Source organism: Sphingobacterium sp. UBA6317 (assembly GCF_002440385.1).
Classification (GTDB): domain Bacteria; phylum Bacteroidota; class Bacteroidia; order Sphingobacteriales; family Sphingobacteriaceae; genus Sphingobacterium; species Sphingobacterium multivorum.
Genome location: NZ_DJTD01000060.1, coordinates 28,809 through 50,431 on the forward strand (window position 1 = coordinate 28,809; position 21,623 = coordinate 50,431).

The following is a 21,623-nucleotide window of genomic DNA, read 5'->3' on the forward strand; positions in this document are numbered from 1 at the left end:
AACAACGCCAGTTTTATATATTAAGCGATATTTGGCAACAGAATGCCAAAGACCAGCCTGATAATCCCTAAACAAAGGCACTAAATCCAGTTATACTTCTACCAACAATAAGTGAATTGATTTCTTTTGTCCCCTCATAGGAATAAATGGCTTCAGCATCGGCCAAAAACCGTGCGACATTATATTCCAACAGAATACCGTTTCCGCCCATGACCTCTCGAGCCTTGGAAACAATATCCCTCGTACGTAAAGAACAGAAGACTTTGGCCAGCGAGGCATGTTCATCTCTTAGCTCACCCTTATCCTGTAATTCAGATAATCTGAAGACAAGCGTTTGCATAGCCGTTAAATTGGACAACATTTCAACCAGGTGATTTTGAATAAGCTGAAAAGAGGCGATTGGTTTACCAAATTGCCTCCTTTTACGCGTATAATCCAAGGCATTTTCATAGGCGCCTCGCGCACATCCTACGGCCATCCAAGCGACACCTGCTCGCGTCATCTGAAGAACCTTTCCTGTATCTTTAAAAGAATTTGCATGTTGCAGGCGATCACTTTCTTGAACGATGCAATTCGCTAAAGTAATAAGACCATTCTGTACGATACGCAAAGCCATTTTATCTTTAATTTTCTCAACGGAAAAACCTGGATTATCCTTTCGTACAATAAACCCCTTAACTTCGCCATCATCAAGATCCCTAGCCCAAACAATGGTTATATCCGAAAAAGTGGAGTTCCCGATCCATTTTTTCTGACCATTTAACACCCAGCCTTCGGCGGTCTTCTTACAGGTTGTTGTCAATCCGCCCGCTGCTCCCGACCCTACTTCGGGCTCGGTTAGACCAAAAGCACCAATCACTTGCATTTTCTGCATGTTGGGCAACCACTCCTGTTTTTGTTCTTCGGATCCGCATATATAGATTGATCCCATAGCCAAACCACTCTGTACGCCAAAAAAAGTCGCTACAGAAGCATCAACACGCGCTATCTCCGCTGCGATGATCCCCTCCATTAAAGAACTGCCCCCCATACAGCCATACCCATCGTAGGTATAGCCACAAATATTTAAAGCGGCTAGTTTCGGTATAATTTCGAAAGGAAATTCATCTCTTAACCAATATTTATTGACAATTGGCTTGACTTCATTCTCCATAAATTCCCGCACCTTCAATTGCAATGCACGATCTGAATCATTTAATTTGCTATCCATAGCATAGAAATCACCATTAATAGGAGGTAATTCCTTTTTTTCTTTTCCTGCACTCAGCATTTTCATTAAACCATGAAGCTGCTTATCATCCATTTTTGATACGGCATCCATTACTGCTCCCAAATCCACTTTCTTCGATATTTCTTCCAATTTGCCAAAGTCTATTGATTTTGCCAAATCCATTATATTCTTTACTTTATCAAACATAATTGCAATTTCTTTTTAAGTGTTTACTTTTTAAAATAAGAAATATAATCGAAAATTGTTTGTTATCAATACCATCTTATCCCTAGATTGGCTAAAATACATTCACACAAGCTCAGCACAACAAACACACAAGAACGACACAATGATCACCCTTCCTTAGCCCTTGTTAAGCTAAAGGATGACACAAGCCGAGACTTGTGGGATACCATCTTATTCTAAATAAATTAAACAACTTAAATTCAGTCATTTATATATTATTTTAAAAAAAACATATTTTTTGGGTTACCTTTTTTGGTTACGTGTATTAAGAGATGAAAAAGAAAATTATTTCAATTTAAATTAGAAAATTAGAAAATGAAAAACGCATTAAAATTCGGTTTCTTAGGTTTAGCTTTAACTGTAGCTTTCGCATCTTGTAACAATTCAGAGAAAAAAGCTGAAGGTGCTGCAGATTCAGCTTCTGCTTTAGTTGATTCAGCTGCTAACACTTTGGATTCAGCTGCTAACCACGTAGATTCAGCTGCTGTTAAAGTTGATTCAGCTGCTGCTAAAGTTGATTCAGCTGCTACTAAAAAATAATTTAGGACTGAATAAAGCTTTTGGAAGGCCTTTTTTAACAAAAGGTCTTTCTTTTTTCAAAAAGAGAAAAACCTGGGGTTACCTTTTTAATTTATCGGTATTAATCCCTAAATAACAAGATTTAAAAATATTTTAATTTTAATAAAATGAAAAACGCATTCAAATTCGGTTTCTTAGGTTTAGCTTTAACATTGGCTTTCGCATCATGTGGTGAAACTGCTAAAAAAACTGACGCTGCTACTGATTCAGCTAATGTTGCTTTAGATTCAGCTAACACACAATTGGATTCAGCAAAAACTGCTGTAGATTCAGCAAAATCTGCTGTAGATTCAGCTGCTGCTAAAGTTGATTCAACTAAAGCTGCTCACTAATTTTCTGAAATAGAATTTAGACCTTATAAAAAAGCTTCCTTCACCAAGGAGGCTTTTTTTATATCTGCGCCAATTAAATTGCTAAGCTCCAAGCATTTTTTTACCTTTGCCAAAAAATCATTCAATCTATGGCTTTATCATCTTTAACAGCAGTTACTCCTATCGACGGACGCTATTACAATAACACTCATGAACTTTCAGCATTTTTTTCTGAATTTGCTTTAATAAAATATCGCGTACGCGTGGAAGTGGAATATTTTATTGCATTAGGTGAATCAGGTATTGCTCAATTGCAACAATTTGACAAAAGAGTAAATGAGAAATTGCGTGATATTTATAGAAATTTTTCTGAGGAAGATGCCACTTGGATCAAAGACACAGAGAAAGTTACGAACCATGATGTTAAAGCGGTTGAATATTTTCTAAAAGATCAATTTGAAAAATTAGGGCTACAGGACTACCTTGAATTCATTCATTTTGGTTTAACATCGCAAGATATCAATAATACAGCTATTCCGCTTTCTTGGAAAGAAGCCATTAAAGAAAGTTACTCGCCAGCGATTGACGAGTTGCTTCATGAATTAAAATCATTAGCGACGTCATGGTCAGGCATTCCGATGTTGGCCCGTACACATGGACAGCCTGCATCTCCAACTCGTTTGGGCAAAGAATTTTATGTTTTCATTGAACGTATAGAACGTCAATTGCAGTTATTACATCAAGTACCGTATTCAGCTAAATTTGGTGGTGCGACTGGTAATTTTAATGCGCATCACGTTGCATATCCAGCGACAAATTGGATCGATTTTGGAAATAATTTCGTCAACAATATCTTGGGTTTAGACCGTTCGCAAACGACCACGCAAATTGAGCATTACGATAACTTTGCGGCAAGTTGTGATGCCTTAAAACGGATCAACAATATTGTCATCGATTTATGTCGTGATATTTGGACGTATATTTCCATGGATTATTTTAAGCAAAAAATCACTGCCGGTCAAATCGGTTCTTCGGCTATGCCACATAAAGTCAACCCGATTGACTTTGAAAATGCAGAAGGAAATTTAGGTATTGCAAATGCAATTTTTGAGCACCTCGCAGCGAAGTTACCTGTTTCCCGTCTTCAACGGGATTTAACAGATTCTACGGTATTACGTAATATTGGTGTTCCATTTGCACATACCCTAATTGCTATTAAATCAACTTTGAGAGGGTTACGCAAATTGATCTTAAACGAACAGGCATTGGCCAATGATCTTGAAAATAATTGGGCTGTTGTTGCCGAAGCGCTACAAACGATACTAAGACGAGAAGGCTATCCAAAACCGTATGAAGCTTTAAAAGACCTAACACGTACCAACACGCATGTCACGAAAGAAACAATAGCGACATTTGTTGATAATCTAAATGTGTCAGCGGAAGTTAAAGAGGAACTGAAAGCGATCAGTCCTTCTAACTACACAGGTGTTACTTTATAAGCTTTTACTTATAGATGACCTTAAGAAAGCTCCTTTTGACCTATATTTGTTTGGAATAAAATAGATATTACATGGCTACGATTAACGTATATACAGAGTCTACCCCCAATCCTTCTACAATGAAGTTCTTGGTCAATAAATTGTTGATCAACGGTAGTGTAGATTATCCAAATAAAGAAGCAGCACAAGATTCACCGTTTGCACTTGAATTGTTCAAATTTAATTTTGTAAGTGGTGTATTTTTCGCGAGTAACTTCGTTACTATTACCAAAACGGAAGATGCAGAATGGGAAGACATCGAAGCTTTGTTGAAAGATTTTGTAAAAGGTGCTGTAGAGTCTGAACTTGCTGTAAAAACGGTACACCACGACACAGAAGTGGATTTTGAGGGCACCGAAACTGAAGTTAAGATACAACAAGTTTTACACGATTATGTACGACCTGCTGTTGAACAAGATGGGGGTGCTATACATTATAAATCATTTAATGAAGGTGTGGTAACGGTTGAACTAAAGGGTTCTTGTAGCGGTTGTCCATCATCTACAATTACTTTAAAAGCAGGCATTGAAGGATTGTTGAAACGCATGGTTCCGGAAGTGACTGAAGTTGTTGCTGAAGCCATGTAATCTTAGCTTCACATTTATAATAAAAAAAGGATTCGGCATGAGTGATGCTGAATCCTTTTTTTATGCCCGGTAATGCAAAAGGTCTGAAAATATCCAGCGTATCAAAGTAGTAATCAGGCAGGCAAAACTCCCTGGCTCCAATAGCATTTTATAAGTATTATCCTGCGAACATTTTTCTAAAGCGGCTTGAGATTCGGTTATAAGTCAATATAAATTCATTTTTTAACAAGCATCTAGCTTAAAAATAGTTAACTTTACGACCAATTGTGAAACCAACAAAAAAAATGAGTGCAGATATTAACAAACTAGAACAAATTGCATCACAGGTAAGACGTGATATCGTACGTATGGTACACGCTTGTCAATCAGGACACCCAGGTGGTTCGTTAGGTTGTACAGATTACTTTGTGGCGCTTTATTTCAATGCAATGAAACGCAATCCTTCCTTTGACATGGATGGAAAAGGAGAAGATTTATTCTTCCTATCAAATGGACACATCTCTCCTGTATTTTACAGTACATTGGCGCATGCAGGATATTTTGAAGTGAGCGAATTAGCAACGTTCAGAAAAATCAATTCCAGACTTCAAGGTCACCCAACAACGCACGAAGGTCTTCCAGGTATTCGTATTGCGTCGGGATCATTGGGCCAAGGATTATCTGTTGCAATTGGAGCCGCACAAGCAAAAAAATTGAATAAAGACAATAATCTAGTTTATGTATTAATGGGTGATGGCGAATTGCAGGAGGGCCAAGTTTGGGAAGCTGCGATGTATGCACCACACAATAAGATCGACAATTTAATTGCTACTGTTGACTATAACAAAGCACAAATTGACGGATCTACAGATCAAGTATTATCTCTTGGTGATCTTCGTGCAAAATGGGAAGCATTTGGCTGGGATGTGATGGAAATTGCTAAAGGCAATGATATGAATGCTGTTGTTGAAGGTTTAGCAGAAGCTAAATCACGCACAGGAAAAGGTAAACCAGTCATTATTCTGATGCATACTGAAATGGGTAACGGTGTTGATTTTATGATGGGTTCTCATAAATGGCATGGTGTTGCTCCAAATGACGAACAATTGGCGTCGGCATTGAATCAGCTTACAGAAACTTTAGGAGATTACTAGAATGAAAAAATATACTTATACAGAGTCAAAAGATACACGTTCAGGATTTGGTGCGGGATTACTAGAAGCAGGAAAGCAAGATGAGAATGTAGTTGCATTATGTGCTGATTTAATCGGTTCGTTAAAAATGAACGATTTTATCAAAGAATTTCCAGAACGTTTTTTCCAAATCGGTATCGCGGAAGCTAATATGATGGGGATTGCTGCCGGACTTACGATCGGTGGTAAAATACCATTCACTGGTACATTCGCAAATTTCTCAACAGGACGTGTTTATGATCAGATTCGCCAATCGATTGCATACTCGGACAAAAATGTAAAAATTGCAGCGTCGCATGCTGGCCTAACCTTAGGTGAAGATGGTGCAACTCACCAAATATTAGAAGATATCGGCTTGATGAAAATGTTGCCAGGAATGACAGTGATCAATCCTTGTGATTTCAATCAAACAAAAGCCGCTACGATTGCAGCAGCAAAATATGAGGGACCAGTTTATTTGCGTTTTGGCCGTCCCGTAGTTCCTAACTTCACTCCTGCTGATCAAGAATTTGTGATTGGTAAGGCGGTATTATTAAATGAAGGAACGGATGTTACGATCATTGCTACAGGTCATTTAGTATGGGAAGCTATCCAAGCTGGCGAGAAATTAGCTGAGTTGGGTATCAACGCTGAGATTATCAATATCCATACCATCAAACCTTTGGATGAAGAAGCTATTTTAAAATCTGTTGCGAAAACCAAATGTGTCGTAACGGCAGAAGAGCATAATCGTCTTGGCGGTTTGGGTGATAGCGTTGCTCAAGTGTTAACAAGAGAGTTACCTACTCCACAAGAGTACGTTGCCGTAAATGATAGTTTTGGAGAATCAGGTACTCCTGCTCAATTGATGGAAAAATACGGTTTGAATGCTGCGGCTATTGTGGCTGCGGTTCAAAAAGTAATCAAAAGAAAATAACAAAACTACGCAAGTCAATATATGGATGACGCTTTAATTATAGCAAAATTCGCCGAAGAGAGTACGCGAGAAGAAGCTTTCCGTTTATTGTTGAAGAAATATCAACAGAAGATTTATTGGCATGTGCGAAGAATGGTCATCGATCATGACGATGCGGACGATGTTGTTCAAGATATCTTTGTCAAAGTATGGAAAAACCTGGGGAATTTCCGTGAAGACTCACAATTATACACTTGGCTTTATCGTATCGCAACAAATGAATGTATTACCTTCTTAAATAAGAAAAAGCAAAAGCAGAACGTGTCGTTGGATGACGACACGACTGCTTATTTGGCAGAAACGCTTGCTGATGGCAATTATTTTAACGGTGATAAAGCTCAAATGAAATTACAACAGGCTTTGTTGACTTTGCCAGAAAAGCAAAAATTGGTCTTCAATATGAAATATTTTGAAGATATGAAATACGAAGAAATTTCAGAAGTACTCGGAACAAGTGTCGGAGCGCTTAAAGCCTCTTATCATTTAGCTGTCAAAAAAATAGAGGCATTTTTTAACAACAACGATTAAACCTTTTAGCGAAATTAGGTTCTAACAGATACTATGAAGGAAAATGGCACATATCATGATGGGCTGGAGCCTACAAATCTTCCAGCATCGTTGCGTGAAAATCCATTTGGCTTACCTGAAAATTATTTCAGTGATTTAGAATCAAAAATAATTACGCAAGTCAAATTGGTTGAATGCAAGGAAGAATCCATCTTTGAGGTTCCAGAAGGATATTTTAATAGCTTATCTGACGCCATAATGTGTAAGGTTGCGGAAGATAGTTTAAAAAATCAGGTTACTACAGACGGCTTTGAAATTCCTGAAAATTATGCTTCTGAACTATCTTCAACTATCTTCAACCGAATTTTAGAAGACAAATTAAAAGAAACGATTGCATCGGATGGCTTTACCATGCCTTCTGCTTATAATCAAACCCTTGAAGACTCCATCTTCGCCCGTTTAGCGGCGGAGAAATTGAAGGAAACAGTTCCGACAGATGGTTTTACAGCTCCTGTTGGCTACGAAGAAATAGTTGAATCGACAATTTTTGCTCGTATTGCTGAAGAAAAACTAAAAGAAACGATTGTGACTGCAGGTTTTGATGTACCACAACATTATTTTGAGATTCTTTCGGACAGCATCATTGATCGTGTTCAAATGCTTGAAAAGGATAATACACCGATCCGTCAGATTGGGAAACCTAAAAAATGGTACGCTCGTTATGCGGTTGCGGCATCCTTTGCGGCTATGTTGAGTATAGGCGGATATTGGGGTTATCAATATCAACAGCAAAATACGACTCCTGTAGAAGCTGTTGCAGAAGAGCAGTTAAGCCAGCATTTGTCAGAAATTCCTAAGCAGGAAATCATTAATTACCTTGCGGAGTCGGCTTCTGGTGACGATATGATCTATATGGCCCAGTATACTGACGAAGCAAATCTCCCTACTAAGGGATTTGGAAGTAATATATCTAAACAAGAAATAGAAGATTATCTAAATTATACCTTATAATGATGTTCAATAAAAAATACATATGGATAACATTGTTCTTTAGTATATTTTCTATTGCCTTGGGCTTTGCGCAAGACAAAAATCGATTTCAAGCTATAGAAAATGAAAAAATAGCTTACATTACTAAAGAACTGGATTTAACTCCGAGAGAGGCTCAGCAATTCTTCCCGCTCTATAATGAGTACAGCCAAACGCTTTGGGATATCAGGAAAGAAAAATTGAATGGTGCTCCAAAAAATAGTTTTAGAGGTGGCTCCAGAGACGTCTTACAGTATGATGCTAAAGAAGTGGAGATCAAAAAAGAATATCGGGCCAAATTTGCCAAAGTTATTGGCAATGCGCGGGCATCGCAATTTTTTGAAGTAGAACAGGAATTCAGGGAACATCTATACAAATCCCTGCAGAATAGAAGAAAATAATCTCGAAAATAAAAAAGAAGTCTTGAAGACTTCTTTTTTATTTTCGGACATTTGTAAGATCATGTTAAGCAACAGAGAATTATTTTTAATGAATACCGCTCAAACATCTAGCTCACCTAGATTGGTTGAAGTAGTTAAGGCTGAAGGTGTCTACCTTTATGGCCCAAATGGAGAAGAATACATGGATTTGGTCTCTGGCTTCAATGTCAGCAATATAGGCCATCGTCACCCGAAGGTTTTGGAAGCTATAAAATCACAATTGGACCAGTACCTACATGTCACCGTTTATGGTGAATTTGTGCAGGCCCCACAGGTGCAATTTGCTACAGAATTATTAGCAGAACTTCCTCCTAATTTTCAATCGGTTTACCTCACCAACAGTGGAACGGAAGCCGTAGAGGGATCAATGAAAATAGCAAAGAAATATACCGGTCGCAGGCAGATTATCGCTGCAAAAAAGGCGTACCACGGCAGTACACAAGGCGCGCTCAGTCTTATCGGAAACGATGCGTACCGTAAAGCGTATGCCCCCCTCCTTCCCGAAATAGATTTTATCGAGTTTAATGATCTGGACGATCTAACAAAGATTACGGAACAAACTGCTGCTGTCATCCTCGAAGCTATTCAGGGGGAAGCGGGTGTCCGAGTCCCGGATATCGCTTACATGCAAGCCGTCAGAAAACGCTGTAATGAAACAGGTACCCTACTGATCTTTGATGAAATCCAAACTGGTTTTGGCCGCACAGGCCGTCTCTTTGCTTTTGAGCATTTTGCTATCGTCCCAGATATCCTGATGCTTGCCAAAGGAATCGGTGGTGGCATGCCCCTAGGCGCATTTGTTGCAGCCAAAGAAGTGATGGATGTTATTAAGGATAATCCCATGCTTGGGCATATCACGACTTTTGGGGGCCACCCCGTAAGTTGTGCCGCAGCACGGGCTTCACTGGCTGTTATCAAGGAAGAAAAATTGGTAGAACAGGTCGAGCGAAAATCGCTTTTATTTAAAGAAAAACTCCGACACCCTGCAATTAAAGAAATTCGAGGATTAGGTCTTATGATGTGTCTGCAATTGGATTCCTTTGATCAGGTTTACAACGTGAGTAAGTATTGTGCTGAAAACGGGGTTATGATCGATTGGTATCTGCATTGTGAAACAGCACTGCGTGTCGCTCCTCCATTGACGATTACAGATCTGGAAATTGAAAAAGCGTGTAACATCATTATAAAAGGTTTGGAAAAGTATGCTTAAAGTATGTAACTTTAAACATAACAAAAACCTAATAATGAACACAAACCGCAGATCATTTATCAAAAAAAGCATTATTGGTTCCGGTCTATTGACTGGTGCCAATATACTGGGAAACGATGTATTCGCTCACGAATCCACCGCCAGTTCCTCAAAAATCAGTTTAAATAACGACGACATCATTTTATTTCAGGGTGATTCCATTACGGATGTGGGCCGAGATAGAAACAATAGAAATGCCAATGATACCGCAGCACTTGGACGCGGTTATGCTCTATTGGCTGCCAGCCAGCTCTTAAATAAATATTCGGCAAAAAAACTAAAGGTATATAATACAGGTATTAGTGGAAATCGTGTGCCCGATCTTCAAAAGCGCTGGCAGGAGGATACACTGGCAATTAAACCCACTGTATTGAGTATTTTGATCGGTGTGAACGATTTCTGGCGAACAATCGACCGCGGAGCACAGACAACGGTTGAGGAGTATAAATCCCAATACCAAAAGTTACTACAGGAGACATTACAAAAGCTTCCAAACGTCAAATTGATCATTGGAGAACCTTTTGCAGTAAAGGGCGTAGGTCACATTACTGAAGCGTGGTATCCAAAATTTTTGGCCTACCAAGAATCCGCTCGTGAGGTCGCCAAAGAATTTGGCGCAATTCTAATTCCCTATCAAAAAATATTCGACAATGCCCAAAAGAATGCTCCTGGTGCCTACTGGGCAGCAGATGGTGTACACCCTACCCTTGCCGGCGCACAGATGATGGCCTCAGCCTGGATGGACTGCATCAAATAATAACAAAAAAGAGCGGATATTTTATTGAAATCCGCTCTTTCGTGTTTAACATGCGCCTATATGCCAAATCTAGATTTCTTTGTAAGGTGTTTTTTGTAGATTGGGAAGAAAATAAGCCACAATACCCATCAATGGCAGGTAGGAACATAGGTGATAAATAAACTCGATGGACGTATGATCTGCCTGCCAGCCAAGTACAGCGGATCCAATCCCTCCCATTCCAAATGCAAAGCCGTAAAATAAACCTGAAACCATGCCCAACTTCTTAGGCAATAGTTCTTGTGCATAAACAATAATTGCTGGAAAAGCTGATGATAAAATCAATCCAATAATCACGATTAGTATTCCCGTCATCGTAAGTCCGACATAGGGTAATGCTAATGCAAATGGTGCAACGCCCAAGACGGAGAACCAAATGACATATTTGCGACCAAATCGGTCCCCGAATACTCCCCCCAGTAATGTTCCCACCGCAACAGCTATCAGAAAATAAAATAGATAGACTTGTGCTTCCACTTCATTAATCCCAAATTTCTTGATGGTATAAAACTGGAAATAGTTTGTAATACTTGCTATATAGAAGTATTTTGAAACAATCAGTAAGAGGAGTATAATAACGGTCACGATGATTCGGCTATTGGGTAGATCAGGCACGCGTATTGTTTTCTTCGTTGATTTGGCAAAGCTCTGAAGCCTCTTTTTATACCAACTACCAATATAATAAGATATAAATTGGCCAAGAATCGTAAATAAGCACATCCAGGCGATCGCCTGCTGCCCTCTCGGTAATACCAAAAAAGCGACAATGATTGGGGCCATTGCGGTCCCTGCATTTCCTCCAATCTGAAAAATAGATTGTGCCATACTTCTTCTCCCTCCCGATGCCATATAAGCTACACGAGAAGATTCAGGGTGAAAGATTGAAGAACCAATCCCTACCAGAAAAACAGAAAATAAGATCCATTCATAACTATGTGCTTTCGAAAACAAAAGCATACCGAGAAGGGAAAAAGACATCCCAATGATCTGAGAGTATGGTACAGGATGTTTGTCCGTAAATGAGCCTACAACGGGCTGGAATATTGAAGCTGCTATCTGATACACCATTGTAATCATCCCAACCTGAGAAAAGCTTAGATGATGCTCTTCTTTGAGCAAGGGATAGGTTGCCGGTATCACTCCCTGAATCATATCGTTCAAAAGATGCACCATGCTCACGGCAAACAAAATAGAAAAAATAGGTCTACTCGTCTTCTCTTGTATCATGACGTTGTTCAAAAATTAAAAAGGTTGATTTGTTAAAATCAACCTAAACTATCTTCATATAATAATTACAATACTCGCACCAACAATCCTTTCAGATACTCGCCTTCTGGGAACGATGCCCGGACAGGATGATCTTCAGGCTGATGAAATTGTCTGATAAACTGAATTTCCTTACCGGCATCCAGTGCAGCCCAAGCGAGCACTTGTTTGAAGGTATCCATGTCCATCGCACCTGAGCAAGAAAATGTCGCTAATAAACCACCACTATTTAACAACATCAATCCGCGGCGATTGAGGTCTTTATACGCCCTTGATGCTCTTTCCAATGCAGATCGAGAGGGTGCATATTTCGGTGGATCCAAGACAATAAGATCAAATTTTTCCCCTTCATCAATGAATTTACGCAATTGCTTGTTTACATCAGACAATATTGCGCTATGTCGACTAAGTTCAAAACCATTTTCAATAATATTCTTTTCCAGGGTTTCAATAGCCAGTGCAGAACTATCTACAGATATAACTTCTGCCGCCCCACTTTTCAAGCTATTTAACGTAAAACCACCGGAATAGCAAAAACAATCTAGGACGCGTTTATTTGAAACGTAATTGGCCGTCAGCTGGCGATTTTCACGTTGGTCGCAATAAAATCCCGATTTTTGTCCATCAATAATGTTCACCTTATAATGAATGCCATTTTCGATAACGTCGACAAATTCAGATGGAAGTTCTCCAAACAAAAGCCCATTGGTATCGGGTAAACCTTCATGTTCGCGAGATTTCAGATCACTACGCTCATAAATTCCTTTGGGTTGCAGCAAAGCATTCAATTCATCGATAATAACTGATTTGACTTTTTCCACCCCAACTGAATGAACCTGAATGGATATAAAATCCGCGTATTTGTCTGCAATAAGTCCAGGAAGAAAATCTGCTTCAGCAAAGATTAAACGAACCGTATTGGTGACACCTTCTTGTAACAGATGCTGTCTTGCTGCTACAGCCTTCTGAACGCGTGCACGCCACCAATCTGCATCAATCTGTGCTTGAGGGTTCCATTCCAATAAACGAATGGCTACACGCGAGCTATTGTGAAATAGACCATAGGCAATAAATTCACGTTCAGCATTGTAAACGCCAACAACTTCGCCATCTTCAATCTTATCGGACAATGATTTAATTGCTCCAGAAAATACCCAAGGATGCAATTGCCAGGCAGCTTTATCCTTACCCTTATTCAAATAAACTGATTTCATTGTTGCAAAATTAACGTATTAATTCGACATCCTGACGAAACTTTTCGGATAAAACAATCCAAGATTCTCAATACAGAACATATTTCCAAAAATACTTTCAACACAAAAACTTTGCTTACTTCTAGATGAAGATAAAAAGGGCTCCTCAATGCTCGCAAAAAGTTGGACACTTTCTAGGGGCATTGCAAAGGAGCCCTCAACGTTTAGTTATGGTTGATTAAATATTTTTTGAAGGCTTCGAAATCAACTTTTAAAGGTTCCGCTAATTTTTCTTTTCCTTGCAATGTTTCTGCACCGGCAGGCAACACTATTTTTCCAAATACATCTGCTGCTATTGCGTCGGGGAATTTGCAGGGATGTGCTGTCGATAAGAAAACCGAAGCGTAATGACCTGGATGCTCCTTTGCATAAGCACGAGCGCCAAGCCAGGCGATTGCTGTATGCGGACAGGCGATATAGTTCGATTCTTCATATAATTTTTGCATTCCTTCTTTTGTTTCTTCATCTGTAAATGTATAAGAAGAGAGCATATTTTTTAATTCCTCCACATTTCCGCCAAAAAGATCCTGTATACGCACCCAGTTGCTGGGATTCCCAACATCCATGGCGTTGCTTAAGGTTTGAACAGAAGGCAGTGGTTCATATTTGCCGGAAGAAAGGAATCGAGGAACGGTATCATTGACGTTTGTTGCAGCTACAAAATGCTTCACTGGAAGTCCCATTTTATAGGCCAATAAACCAGCCCCGATATTACCAAAATTACCACTCGGCACTGTAAACACGACCTCATTGATTCCTTGTGACTTCAATTGTGCATACGCATAAAAATAATAAAATGTCTGTGGGATCAGCCGTGCTATATTGATTGAATTAGCGGAGGTCAAACGCAATACAGCATTGAGTTCTGCATCACTAAAAGCTTGCTTTACTAATGCCTGACAATCGTCAAAAGTTCCTTCAACTTCAATAGCACGAATATTTTGTCCATTGGTGGTCAATTGTAGTTCCTGAACTTCCGAGACTTTACCTTTAGGATATAAGATCGTCACACGTGTTCCTTCTACGCCCAAAAAGCCCAATGCAACAGCTCCTCCTGTATCGCCTGACGTCGCAACAAGCACGTCCAGTAATTTATCGTCAGTCTTTGAAAAATAGCCCATAACCCTGCTCATAAACCGAGCTCCGAAATCTTTAAAAGCATAAGACGGCCCATGAAATAGTTCGAGCACAGCCGTGCTGTCGGTCAAGAATCTTACAGGAGCATCAAAATTGATGGCATCGTTCACAATCTGTTTTAAATCGCCTTTGGGAATATCTTTTCCCAATAGGGTAGAAGCTACTTCGAAAGCAATCTCCTGCAAGGAATACTGTTGAATATTCTTAATGAATAGCGGGTCCAATTGTGGAATCTCTTCAGGCATATACAATCCTTTGTCTGCAGGGAGAGAATTGAAGACCGCATCTTTAAAGGAGACTTCTAATGTTTTATTATTTGTACTATAAAATTTCATATGTAAATAATTTTGTCAAGGCCATATAAAATATCCTGTTATTTTGATTCGTATTCACTTTAGAATGCGGATATTTCATTTTATTATCTTTTCTGAGCCAATTATCAATTGACCTGAGATTTATAAACCTCGTTTCTGTCCGTAAATAATTTTTAATCTAAAACCCTGGGTCCTTCGACATTGACACGGGAAACATAGCCAAAACTGTCAATTTCATTTTCTTTGAGATGAGTTTGAATTTTGTCGGCGATATCCTTTGCTATTTTTTCGTCCCGTGTTATTGCAACGACAGAGGGGCCTGAGCCAGAAATACCAAAACTCAAGGCACCATTTTTCAAAGCAATCTCCTTCATTTCATAAAACTGGGGAATTAAAATTGCACGTGTTGGTTCAATGAGGATATCTTTCATGCTTCGTGCAATGAGATCGTAATCTTCTTTGAACAATGCAGCGACCAATCCCGCGATATTTCCCCATTGTGTCACGGCGTCTTTCAACAGCACTTTATCCTTTATGAGTTGTCTTGCGTCACGTGTGGGAACATCGACCTGTGGAAAAACCACTGCTGCTACGAGTTCTTTTGGGGAAGGGATAGAAATAACATCCAAAGGTTCATTTCCCCGGATTAATGTGATGCCTCCATAAAGCGCTGGAGCAACATTATCGGCGTGGCCTGTACCGCAAGCCAAACGCTCACCTTCAACACAAAATGGTAATAATTCTTCTTTTGTCAAAGGGTTTCCGAGCATGGTATTGATGGCAAAAAGCCCAGCTACGGTGCTTGCTGCGCTGGAACCTAGCCCAGATCCAATTGGCATATGTTTATGCAATTCGATTTCGACACCTACCTTTGATGAGATATTCAGGGCTTGTAATAGATATTGCACACAGGCAGATACGGTGTTCTTACCGGGATCGAGCGGCAGTCTTCCATCGTCACCAGTTATTTCCCGAATCGTTACTCCAGGTTGTTGCGTACGTCGCATCACCACCTCGTCACCGGGTTGCTCAACAGCAAAACCCAATATATCAAAACCGCAGATCATATTTGCGACAGTTGCAGGTGCAAAAACACGAACTTCCGACAGCATGCTGTCTAAATTTATCACCTTATCTTTCAGATACTCCACATTTAAATTATTGGCCATCACGTAATTTTTATTTTCCTTGAATAGTTTTTATGCTCCGACATTTACCAAATCTGCAAATACACCGGCAGCTGTCACCTCAGCTCCCGCACCAGGACCTTTTACGACAAGGGGACGTTCTTTATAACGCTCTGTTGTAAACGATATAATGTTATCGCTGCCTGATAAAGCATAAAAAGGATGGTTTTCATCAACAAACTGAATCGCAATGGATACCTTTCCATTTTCCAATTTCCCGATGTAGCGGATTACTTTATTTTCATTGGCTGCTTTCTTCTTCATTGCTTCGAAATATTCATTTTCCTGTTGCAATTCTGTATAAAAAGAATCTACTGTATCTGCTTTCAAACATGCTGGAGGTAATATTGCACCGAGGTCTACATCTTCGGCCTCAACAGCATACCCCGCATCTCTCGCCAGGATGAGCATTTTACGCATAAAATCTACACCACCTAAATCATCCCTTGGATCTGGCTCGGTGTATCCCAGCTCCTGAGCCTGTTTGACGATATCATAAAAAGAAGCATCTGCTTTAAAATTGTTGAAAATATACGAGATTGTCCCTGAAAGAATAGCCTCTATCTTCAGAATACGGTCACCGCTCAGCATCAAGTCTTTGAGCACCCTGACGATAGGCAATCCTGCACCTACATTTGTTTCATAAAAGAAATCTACACCGTGTCGATGAGCAGTATCGCGTAATGTTTTATATTGCTCGAATTTACCTGAATTCGCAATTTTATTGCAGGTGACGATTGAAATATTGGATTTAAAGATATCTTCGTAGTAGGTTGCAGGTAATTTGCTTGCAGTATTATCGATAAATACACAGTTCGGCAAATTCAGCGCTTTCATTCGATCTATAAACAATGCCAGGTCTGATTCAGTTCCATTTTTAGCAAGTTCATCCGACCAATTATTTAAATCAACACCTTCGGTATTGAAAAGCATTTTACGGCTATTGGAAATTCCAACAACTTTAATTTCAATATCATTTTTATCCAATAGGAAGTCATGTTGATTTTCCAATTGTTTAAATAAAGTTGCACCAATGTTACCGGTACCGATATTAAATACATGCAGCGTTTTCTTTAGCTCTGCAAAAAACGCATCATGTACGGCATTAAGTGCCTTCGCTAAATCTTCTTTACCAATAATTACAGATATATTGTATTCGGATGATCCCTGTGCAATAGCACGGACGTTGATACCGTTGCGTCCTAATGCTGCAAATAATCGACCGGCCATGCCGGGAGTTTTTTTCATATTTTCACCAACGATAGCTAAGACCGACAGGTTTTCTTCGATCGCAGGAACGACCAGTTTATTTGCCTGGATTTCAAGCTCAAACTCCACTTCGATCAATTGTATAGCGCGTTTGGCATCCGATGGATTGACAGCAAATGTGATGCTGTGTTCGGAAGATGATTGCGTGATTAGCACAACATTGATCTGCTCTCGAGCCAATAGCGTAAAAAGCCGCCCGCTAAAACCCGATTTACCGATCATCCCTGATCCACTCAGGTTGATGACAGAAATATCCGAGATCGAAGAAATCCCCTTGATTGGCAGCGCAGTTTTTCCACTATCAAACTGAATCACTGTCCCTGAAAAATCAGGCTCAAAAGTATTTCGAATAACTATCGGTATTTTCTTTAAGAAAGCCGGAATCATCGTTGGAGGATAAATCACCTTAGCACCGAAGTAAGATAACTCCATTGCCTCTGTGTATGATAATACAGGCAAGGAAAACGCTTTCTTCACAATACGTGGATCGGCAGTTAACATCCCATTCACATCTGTCCAAATTTCAATGGCTGTTGCGTCCAGTATCGACCCGAAGATCGCTGCGGTATAATCTGATCCACCTCTTCCCAAGGTGGTAATACGTCCATTTTCATTACTTCCGATAAAACCGGTGACAAACAGTAGTTTATCACCATGCGTGATATACAATGATTTCACCAATTGCTCCGTTAGCATTTCATTTAAATGTGCATTACCAAAATTTGAATCAGTTTTCACATAATGGGATGCATCTACAAATAGAGACTCGGGAATATATTGTTCCATCACCTTAGATACCATATAATTTGAGCAACGCTCACCGTAGCTAAGGATCAAATCTTTACTTTGATTACTCAGCTCCTTTAGTGCAGAAATTCCTTGCAGGAGATCTTCTATCTCATTAAAAAACAACTTTAGCTTTGTAAATACAGGATTTTGATATTTCACAGCCAAGAGCTCTTTGACAACCGTAAAATGCTTATCTTCCAAGGACTTTAGACCATCCGAAAAGGACTTTCCTTCGGCAGCGTCCTCCGCCAGTTGGGTAAGTAAGTTTGTTACACCTGACATAGCTGACAACACAACCAATGGTTTTTCCTTTGCATCGTAAGATTTTTTTACAATGCTTAAGACCGCCTTTAGACTTTCTACCGTCCCGACCGATGTGCCTCCAAATTTTAAAACTTTCATACTGTTTTATACTGTTTGTTTAGATTGATGATTTTTATGCTAAAAAAAGAAGCGCTTTCCTTTGTCGAGGAAAGCGCTTCTAAATATTGTGTCTACAATTATATACAACGAAACTACTTCCTCCTGAGTTTTATCCCGGTGGTAATAATAATCGATGTAATAATTGTATTTGTGTTCATTGCTTTTGCTTATGTTTTGTAAATATAGAACAAATATTATCACTTTACCAAAGAAAATTAATATTTTTTTTAAGATTCACAATGAGACATATAATCAAGTGGCATTCTGACATTAGGGGAGCGTTTTTTACTCGAACAGGTAGTCGAGGCACTGTCGTTGATCGTTGACAGAATTATTAAAGTACAATATGCCCAAATGGGCGTTATGAAGATGTTAAAATTGTTAAAATTTCGTTAAATACCTTAAAATAAATTTGACCCTAAACTGATATTGTATTATATTCGCAACAGTGCTGTCCAAAATAGATGACAGTGTTAAATTTTTAAAAGTTAAATGTTGTACAAAAAAGCGATTTAATGAAAACAAAGAAATTTATAGCGTCAATGCTATTTATCGGCTTATGTCTAGTGTCGCAGGCACAAACCAACAGAAACTCCAAACCAGAATCAGATCCTGATAATCTAGCGAAAGAATACTTTTCACAAATCATGGGAGTTGCAGTCTCAGCAACAACAAATACCAAACTTTATCAATTTGTTTACGAATGGTTGGGAACTCCATACCGCTTAGGAGGAGATTCAAAAAGAGGCATTGATTGTTCTAAATTTTCTTATGAATTATACGACAAAGTATTTAACACTTCGTTAGGATATAATAGCAGAAATCAATATTCTCAAGTCAAAACTGTCGAAAAAAATGAGCTAAAAGCAGGTGATTTGGTATTCTTCAAAATTAGAAGTAAAAGTATTACCCATGTAGGTGTTTATATCGGCGATAATAAGTTTGCACATGCCTCGTCCAGTAAAGGAGTTATGATTAGCAATTTAGATGAGCCATACTGGCGACGTTATTATTACAATGGTGGTCGTTTACCAGAAGATAATAGATCGCTTACAGCAGAAATATTAAAAGCGGAAAAAGATAATAAATTGAATTAATAAGATTGATTCAGTCTCGAAAAGTCCAAAGCGTTTAACTCGTTTTGGACTTTTTTTATACAATATAATATCCTATTTTTACCCCATAATCATTGGAATACTATTATGTCTTCAAAGAAAACGCTCATCTTAAATAAAGAACAAATAAAACAAAAATCTATTCGGATTGCCTATCAAATTTTGGAAGACAATTTTGAAGATGAAACACTTGTATTGGTAGGAATTGCTGACCGGGGTTATGTATTTGCACAACGCCTTCAGGCGATTTTACAGGAGATTTCAACGAAGGAAATCCTGCTGATTAAAGTTACTATGAAGAAAACGAGTAGATCGTTGAGTGCAAGCACAGACATACCTGTTGATATTGCAAAAGATAAGACCATCATCTTAGTCGATGATGTACTGAATAGTGGTAGAGCCTTAGCCTATGGACTAGGTGTATTCTTAAACGTTCCATTGAAGAAAATGAGAACGGCTGTATTAATTGATAGAAGCCACCATAAGTTCCCTATATTTAGTGACTACTATGGTACGAAGCTTTCAACGATATTAAGAGAACATGTTACCGTTACTCTTGAAGAATTTGACAAAGAAGAAGATGCAGCATGGTTAATTTAAACCATGCTGTTATTTTTTTGAGACTTTCAATTTCATCCCCGGTTTTATCCGGCTTCCATTTAAATCATTTTCACTTTTAAGTCGACCGACTGATGTGCCATTTTTATCTGCGATCTCAGATAATGTATCACCTTTCTTAACGACATAGTAAGCTGTACGCGTGGCGCTAGCGGCACGTTGTTGGTTTTTCTTTGAAGACCTTTCTGTGTTACGAGCTAATTTCGCATTGACGAAATCATCCTCCTTTTTTATCAGTAAGTTTTGTCCAGGGACAATCTGATTTCCACGCAGGTTATTCCAAGATTTTATATCCTGTACGGTTACTTCAAACTTGTCAGCAATGGAAGCGAATGTCTCACCAACTTTCACTTTATATTTCCCATTCTGTAAAGGCTCGCTTGGATTTTCTGTCTGACTAGGATTTACCGAAGATATTGGCGTATTGAGCGCTGCATACAATTCCTCTGCGGCAATCTTTTTATCCAATACAGGTAAAACTAATCGCAATGGGGACTCTTCAGTGCCATTTAATACATTTTTTTTAAAACTAGGATTCAATGCACGTAATGTCTCTTTTGACACCTGTAAAGCATCCGCTATTTGGTTCAATGAAATACGCTTATTGATATCTAATGCTTGAGTTCTCAGTGAAAGTTCGGTATCCGCAGCATTGATATCATTTTCGTCCGCATATTTCATCGCATAGGTCATTGCGATGAACTTAGGGATATAGTTTTGGGTCTGTTGCGTTAGATATGGAGCGATATCCCAAAAAGTAGCATTCTCCTTTCCCGAACGTTGGATCGCACGGCTAACCGCTCCTTTACCGCCATTATAGGATGCTATCGCTAACAACCAATCGCCATATTCATCATAAGCTTCTTTTAGGATTTTTGCAATAGCATAGCTCGAAGCGATCGGATCCATACGTTGGTCGGTATAACTGTCCACCGTAAGATGATAAGTTTTGGCTTCATAATACATCAATTGCCATAAGCCTGTTGCTCCGGCACTAGAGATATCTCGTGGATTTAATGATGATTCGACTACACTTAGATATTTGAGTTCCCGCGGCACTCCTACTTCATCCATGATTTTATCAAACAATGGGAAATAGTATTGTCCTAGTCCCATCATCCTACACATATAGGGATTATAATTATCCGACGTGTATTTGGCAATCAGATCTTTCACTCGTGGTGAGTAGTCTAATGGAACCTCACGTTCTATTGCCTTTAATTTCCGTACAAGCTGTATATCTTCATCTGTAATTTCAGCATCATGCTGTCGGTTACTTCCGGAAGATTTTATACTGTCCAGGTACTGGTAAATGTCTTGTTTTTCTTTTTCGATGCTTTTTTGAAAGAAGGTATGGGCAGCTTCTTTCATACCTTCTACAGCGCTTTCTTGGGCCATGAGTGGTAGTACATAGCATACCCCTCCTAGTATTGAAATTAACGTCTGTTTTCCGATCATAAATTTACTGTTAAATCCGAGTTTGATTCATCTGCTGAAAAATCAACAATAATCTAAACGATTAGAAATGGATTTTAGTATAAAATGGTTTTCGTCCTATTTCGCTATAGGTCGCGTATAAAACAAAATACGATTTTGTTCATCACAAAATCGTATCCATGCTATATGGGATCAA

The 21,623-nt window shown here is 39.0% G+C and carries 20 protein-coding genes; 13 read left to right on the top strand and 7 right to left on the bottom strand.

Features of this window, described 5'->3' with window-relative positions; translation table 11 throughout:
• Positions 1–67 precede the first annotated feature (67 nt).
• Positions 68–1,417 carry an acyl-CoA dehydrogenase family protein gene (locus tag B3E92_RS19765; protein WP_204990850.1) on the bottom strand — a complete coding sequence of 450 codons (1,350 nt, stop codon included), beginning with the start codon at positions 1,415–1,417 and terminating at the stop codon, positions 68–70.
• A gap of 354 nt (positions 1,418–1,771) precedes the next feature.
• Here B3E92_RS19765 and B3E92_RS19770 point away from each other — a divergent pair, with 354 nt between their 5' ends.
• The 11 genes from B3E92_RS19770 to B3E92_RS19820 all read left to right on the top strand — a co-directional run bounded on the left by B3E92_RS19770 (position 1,772) and on the right by B3E92_RS19820 (position 10,580).
• A complete protein-coding gene (locus tag B3E92_RS19770; RefSeq protein WP_286778244.1) occupies positions 1,772–1,996 on the top strand; it encodes a hypothetical protein in 225 nt (74 codons plus the stop codon).
• 146 nt (positions 1,997–2,142) lie between these two features.
• Entirely contained in the window at positions 2,143–2,367 is a 225-nt protein-coding gene (locus B3E92_RS19775) for a hypothetical protein (protein WP_046671847.1), read from the top strand.
• 128 nt (positions 2,368–2,495) lie between these two features.
• Positions 2,496–3,845: an adenylosuccinate lyase gene (purB, locus tag B3E92_RS19780; RefSeq protein ID WP_286898032.1), complete on the top strand. Its 1,350-nt coding sequence runs from the start codon at positions 2,496–2,498 to the stop codon at positions 3,843–3,845.
• Positions 3,846–3,916: 71 nt separating this feature from the next.
• Entirely contained in the window at positions 3,917–4,471 is a 555-nt protein-coding gene (locus B3E92_RS19785; protein WP_115046673.1) for a NifU family protein, read from the top strand.
• A 284-nt stretch (positions 4,472–4,755) separates the two neighbouring features.
• On the top strand, positions 4,756–5,604 hold the full coding sequence (locus B3E92_RS19790; protein WP_286802726.1) for a transketolase: 849 nt from the start codon (positions 4,756–4,758) through the stop codon (positions 5,602–5,604).
• A gap of 1 nt (position 5,605) precedes the next feature.
• Positions 5,606–6,559, top strand: coding sequence for a transketolase family protein (locus tag B3E92_RS19795; protein WP_046671842.1), 954 nt, complete (start codon positions 5,606–5,608; stop codon positions 6,557–6,559).
• 21 nt (positions 6,560–6,580) lie between these two features.
• On the top strand, positions 6,581–7,126 hold the full coding sequence (locus B3E92_RS19800; protein WP_046671841.1) for an RNA polymerase sigma factor: 546 nt from the start codon (positions 6,581–6,583) through the stop codon (positions 7,124–7,126).
• A 33-nt stretch (positions 7,127–7,159) separates the two neighbouring features.
• Positions 7,160–8,116 carry a hypothetical protein gene (locus B3E92_RS19805; RefSeq protein ID WP_070563055.1) on the top strand — a complete coding sequence of 319 codons (957 nt, stop codon included), beginning with the start codon at positions 7,160–7,162 and terminating at the stop codon, positions 8,114–8,116.
• Entirely contained in the window at positions 8,116–8,535 is a 420-nt protein-coding gene (locus B3E92_RS19810; protein WP_231585177.1) for a hypothetical protein, read from the top strand. The genes B3E92_RS19805 and B3E92_RS19810 overlap by 1 nt, the downstream gene beginning before the upstream one ends.
• Before the next feature lie 61 nt (positions 8,536–8,596).
• The gene (locus tag B3E92_RS19815) at positions 8,597–9,784 is read left to right on the top strand and encodes an aspartate aminotransferase family protein (protein WP_112375506.1); all 1,188 of its coding nucleotides are present in this window, start codon (positions 8,597–8,599) and stop codon (positions 9,782–9,784) included.
• Positions 9,785–9,818: 34 nt separating this feature from the next.
• The gene (locus B3E92_RS19820; protein WP_112375505.1) at positions 9,819–10,580 is read left to right on the top strand and encodes an SGNH/GDSL hydrolase family protein; all 762 of its coding nucleotides are present in this window, start codon (positions 9,819–9,821) and stop codon (positions 10,578–10,580) included.
• A gap of 69 nt (positions 10,581–10,649) precedes the next feature.
• Here the strand turns inward: B3E92_RS19820 and B3E92_RS19825 are convergent, their stop codons facing one another.
• The 5 genes from B3E92_RS19825 to thrA form a co-directional block, all read right to left on the bottom strand.
• A complete protein-coding gene (locus tag B3E92_RS19825) occupies positions 10,650–11,846 on the bottom strand; it encodes an MFS transporter (protein WP_112375504.1) in 1,197 nt (398 codons plus the stop codon).
• Between the two features lie 65 nt (positions 11,847–11,911).
• Positions 11,912–13,099 carry a class I SAM-dependent rRNA methyltransferase gene (locus tag B3E92_RS19830; RefSeq protein WP_070563065.1) on the bottom strand — a complete coding sequence of 396 codons (1,188 nt, stop codon included), beginning with the start codon at positions 13,097–13,099 and terminating at the stop codon, positions 11,912–11,914.
• Positions 13,100–13,302: 203 nt separating this feature from the next.
• A complete protein-coding gene (thrC, locus tag B3E92_RS19835) occupies positions 13,303–14,610 on the bottom strand; it encodes a threonine synthase (RefSeq protein ID WP_286898035.1) in 1,308 nt (435 codons plus the stop codon).
• Between the two features lie 152 nt (positions 14,611–14,762).
• The gene (locus B3E92_RS19840; protein WP_046672011.1) at positions 14,763–15,701 is read right to left on the bottom strand and encodes a homoserine kinase; all 939 of its coding nucleotides are present in this window, start codon (positions 15,699–15,701) and stop codon (positions 14,763–14,765) included.
• A gap of 87 nt (positions 15,702–15,788) precedes the next feature.
• A complete protein-coding gene (thrA, locus tag B3E92_RS19845; RefSeq protein WP_070563074.1) occupies positions 15,789–18,236 on the bottom strand; it encodes a bifunctional aspartate kinase/homoserine dehydrogenase I in 2,448 nt (815 codons plus the stop codon).
• A gap of 536 nt (positions 18,237–18,772) precedes the next feature.
• Here thrA and B3E92_RS19850 point away from each other — a divergent pair.
• Both B3E92_RS19850 and B3E92_RS19855 read left to right on the top strand, forming a co-directional pair.
• Positions 18,773–19,354, top strand: a complete 582-nt coding sequence (locus tag B3E92_RS19850) for a C40 family peptidase (RefSeq protein WP_046671999.1) — start codon at positions 18,773–18,775, stop codon at positions 19,352–19,354.
• Positions 19,355–19,459: 105 nt separating this feature from the next.
• Positions 19,460–19,972, top strand: a complete 513-nt coding sequence (locus B3E92_RS19855) for a phosphoribosyltransferase family protein (RefSeq protein ID WP_070563077.1) — start codon at positions 19,460–19,462, stop codon at positions 19,970–19,972.
• A gap of 9 nt (positions 19,973–19,981) precedes the next feature.
• Here B3E92_RS19855 and B3E92_RS19860 read toward each other — a convergent pair whose 3' ends face one another.
• Positions 19,982–21,448 carry a LysM peptidoglycan-binding domain-containing protein gene (locus B3E92_RS19860; RefSeq protein WP_112375503.1) on the bottom strand — a complete coding sequence of 489 codons (1,467 nt, stop codon included), beginning with the start codon at positions 21,446–21,448 and terminating at the stop codon, positions 19,982–19,984.
• Positions 21,449–21,623: the final 175 nt, after the last annotated feature.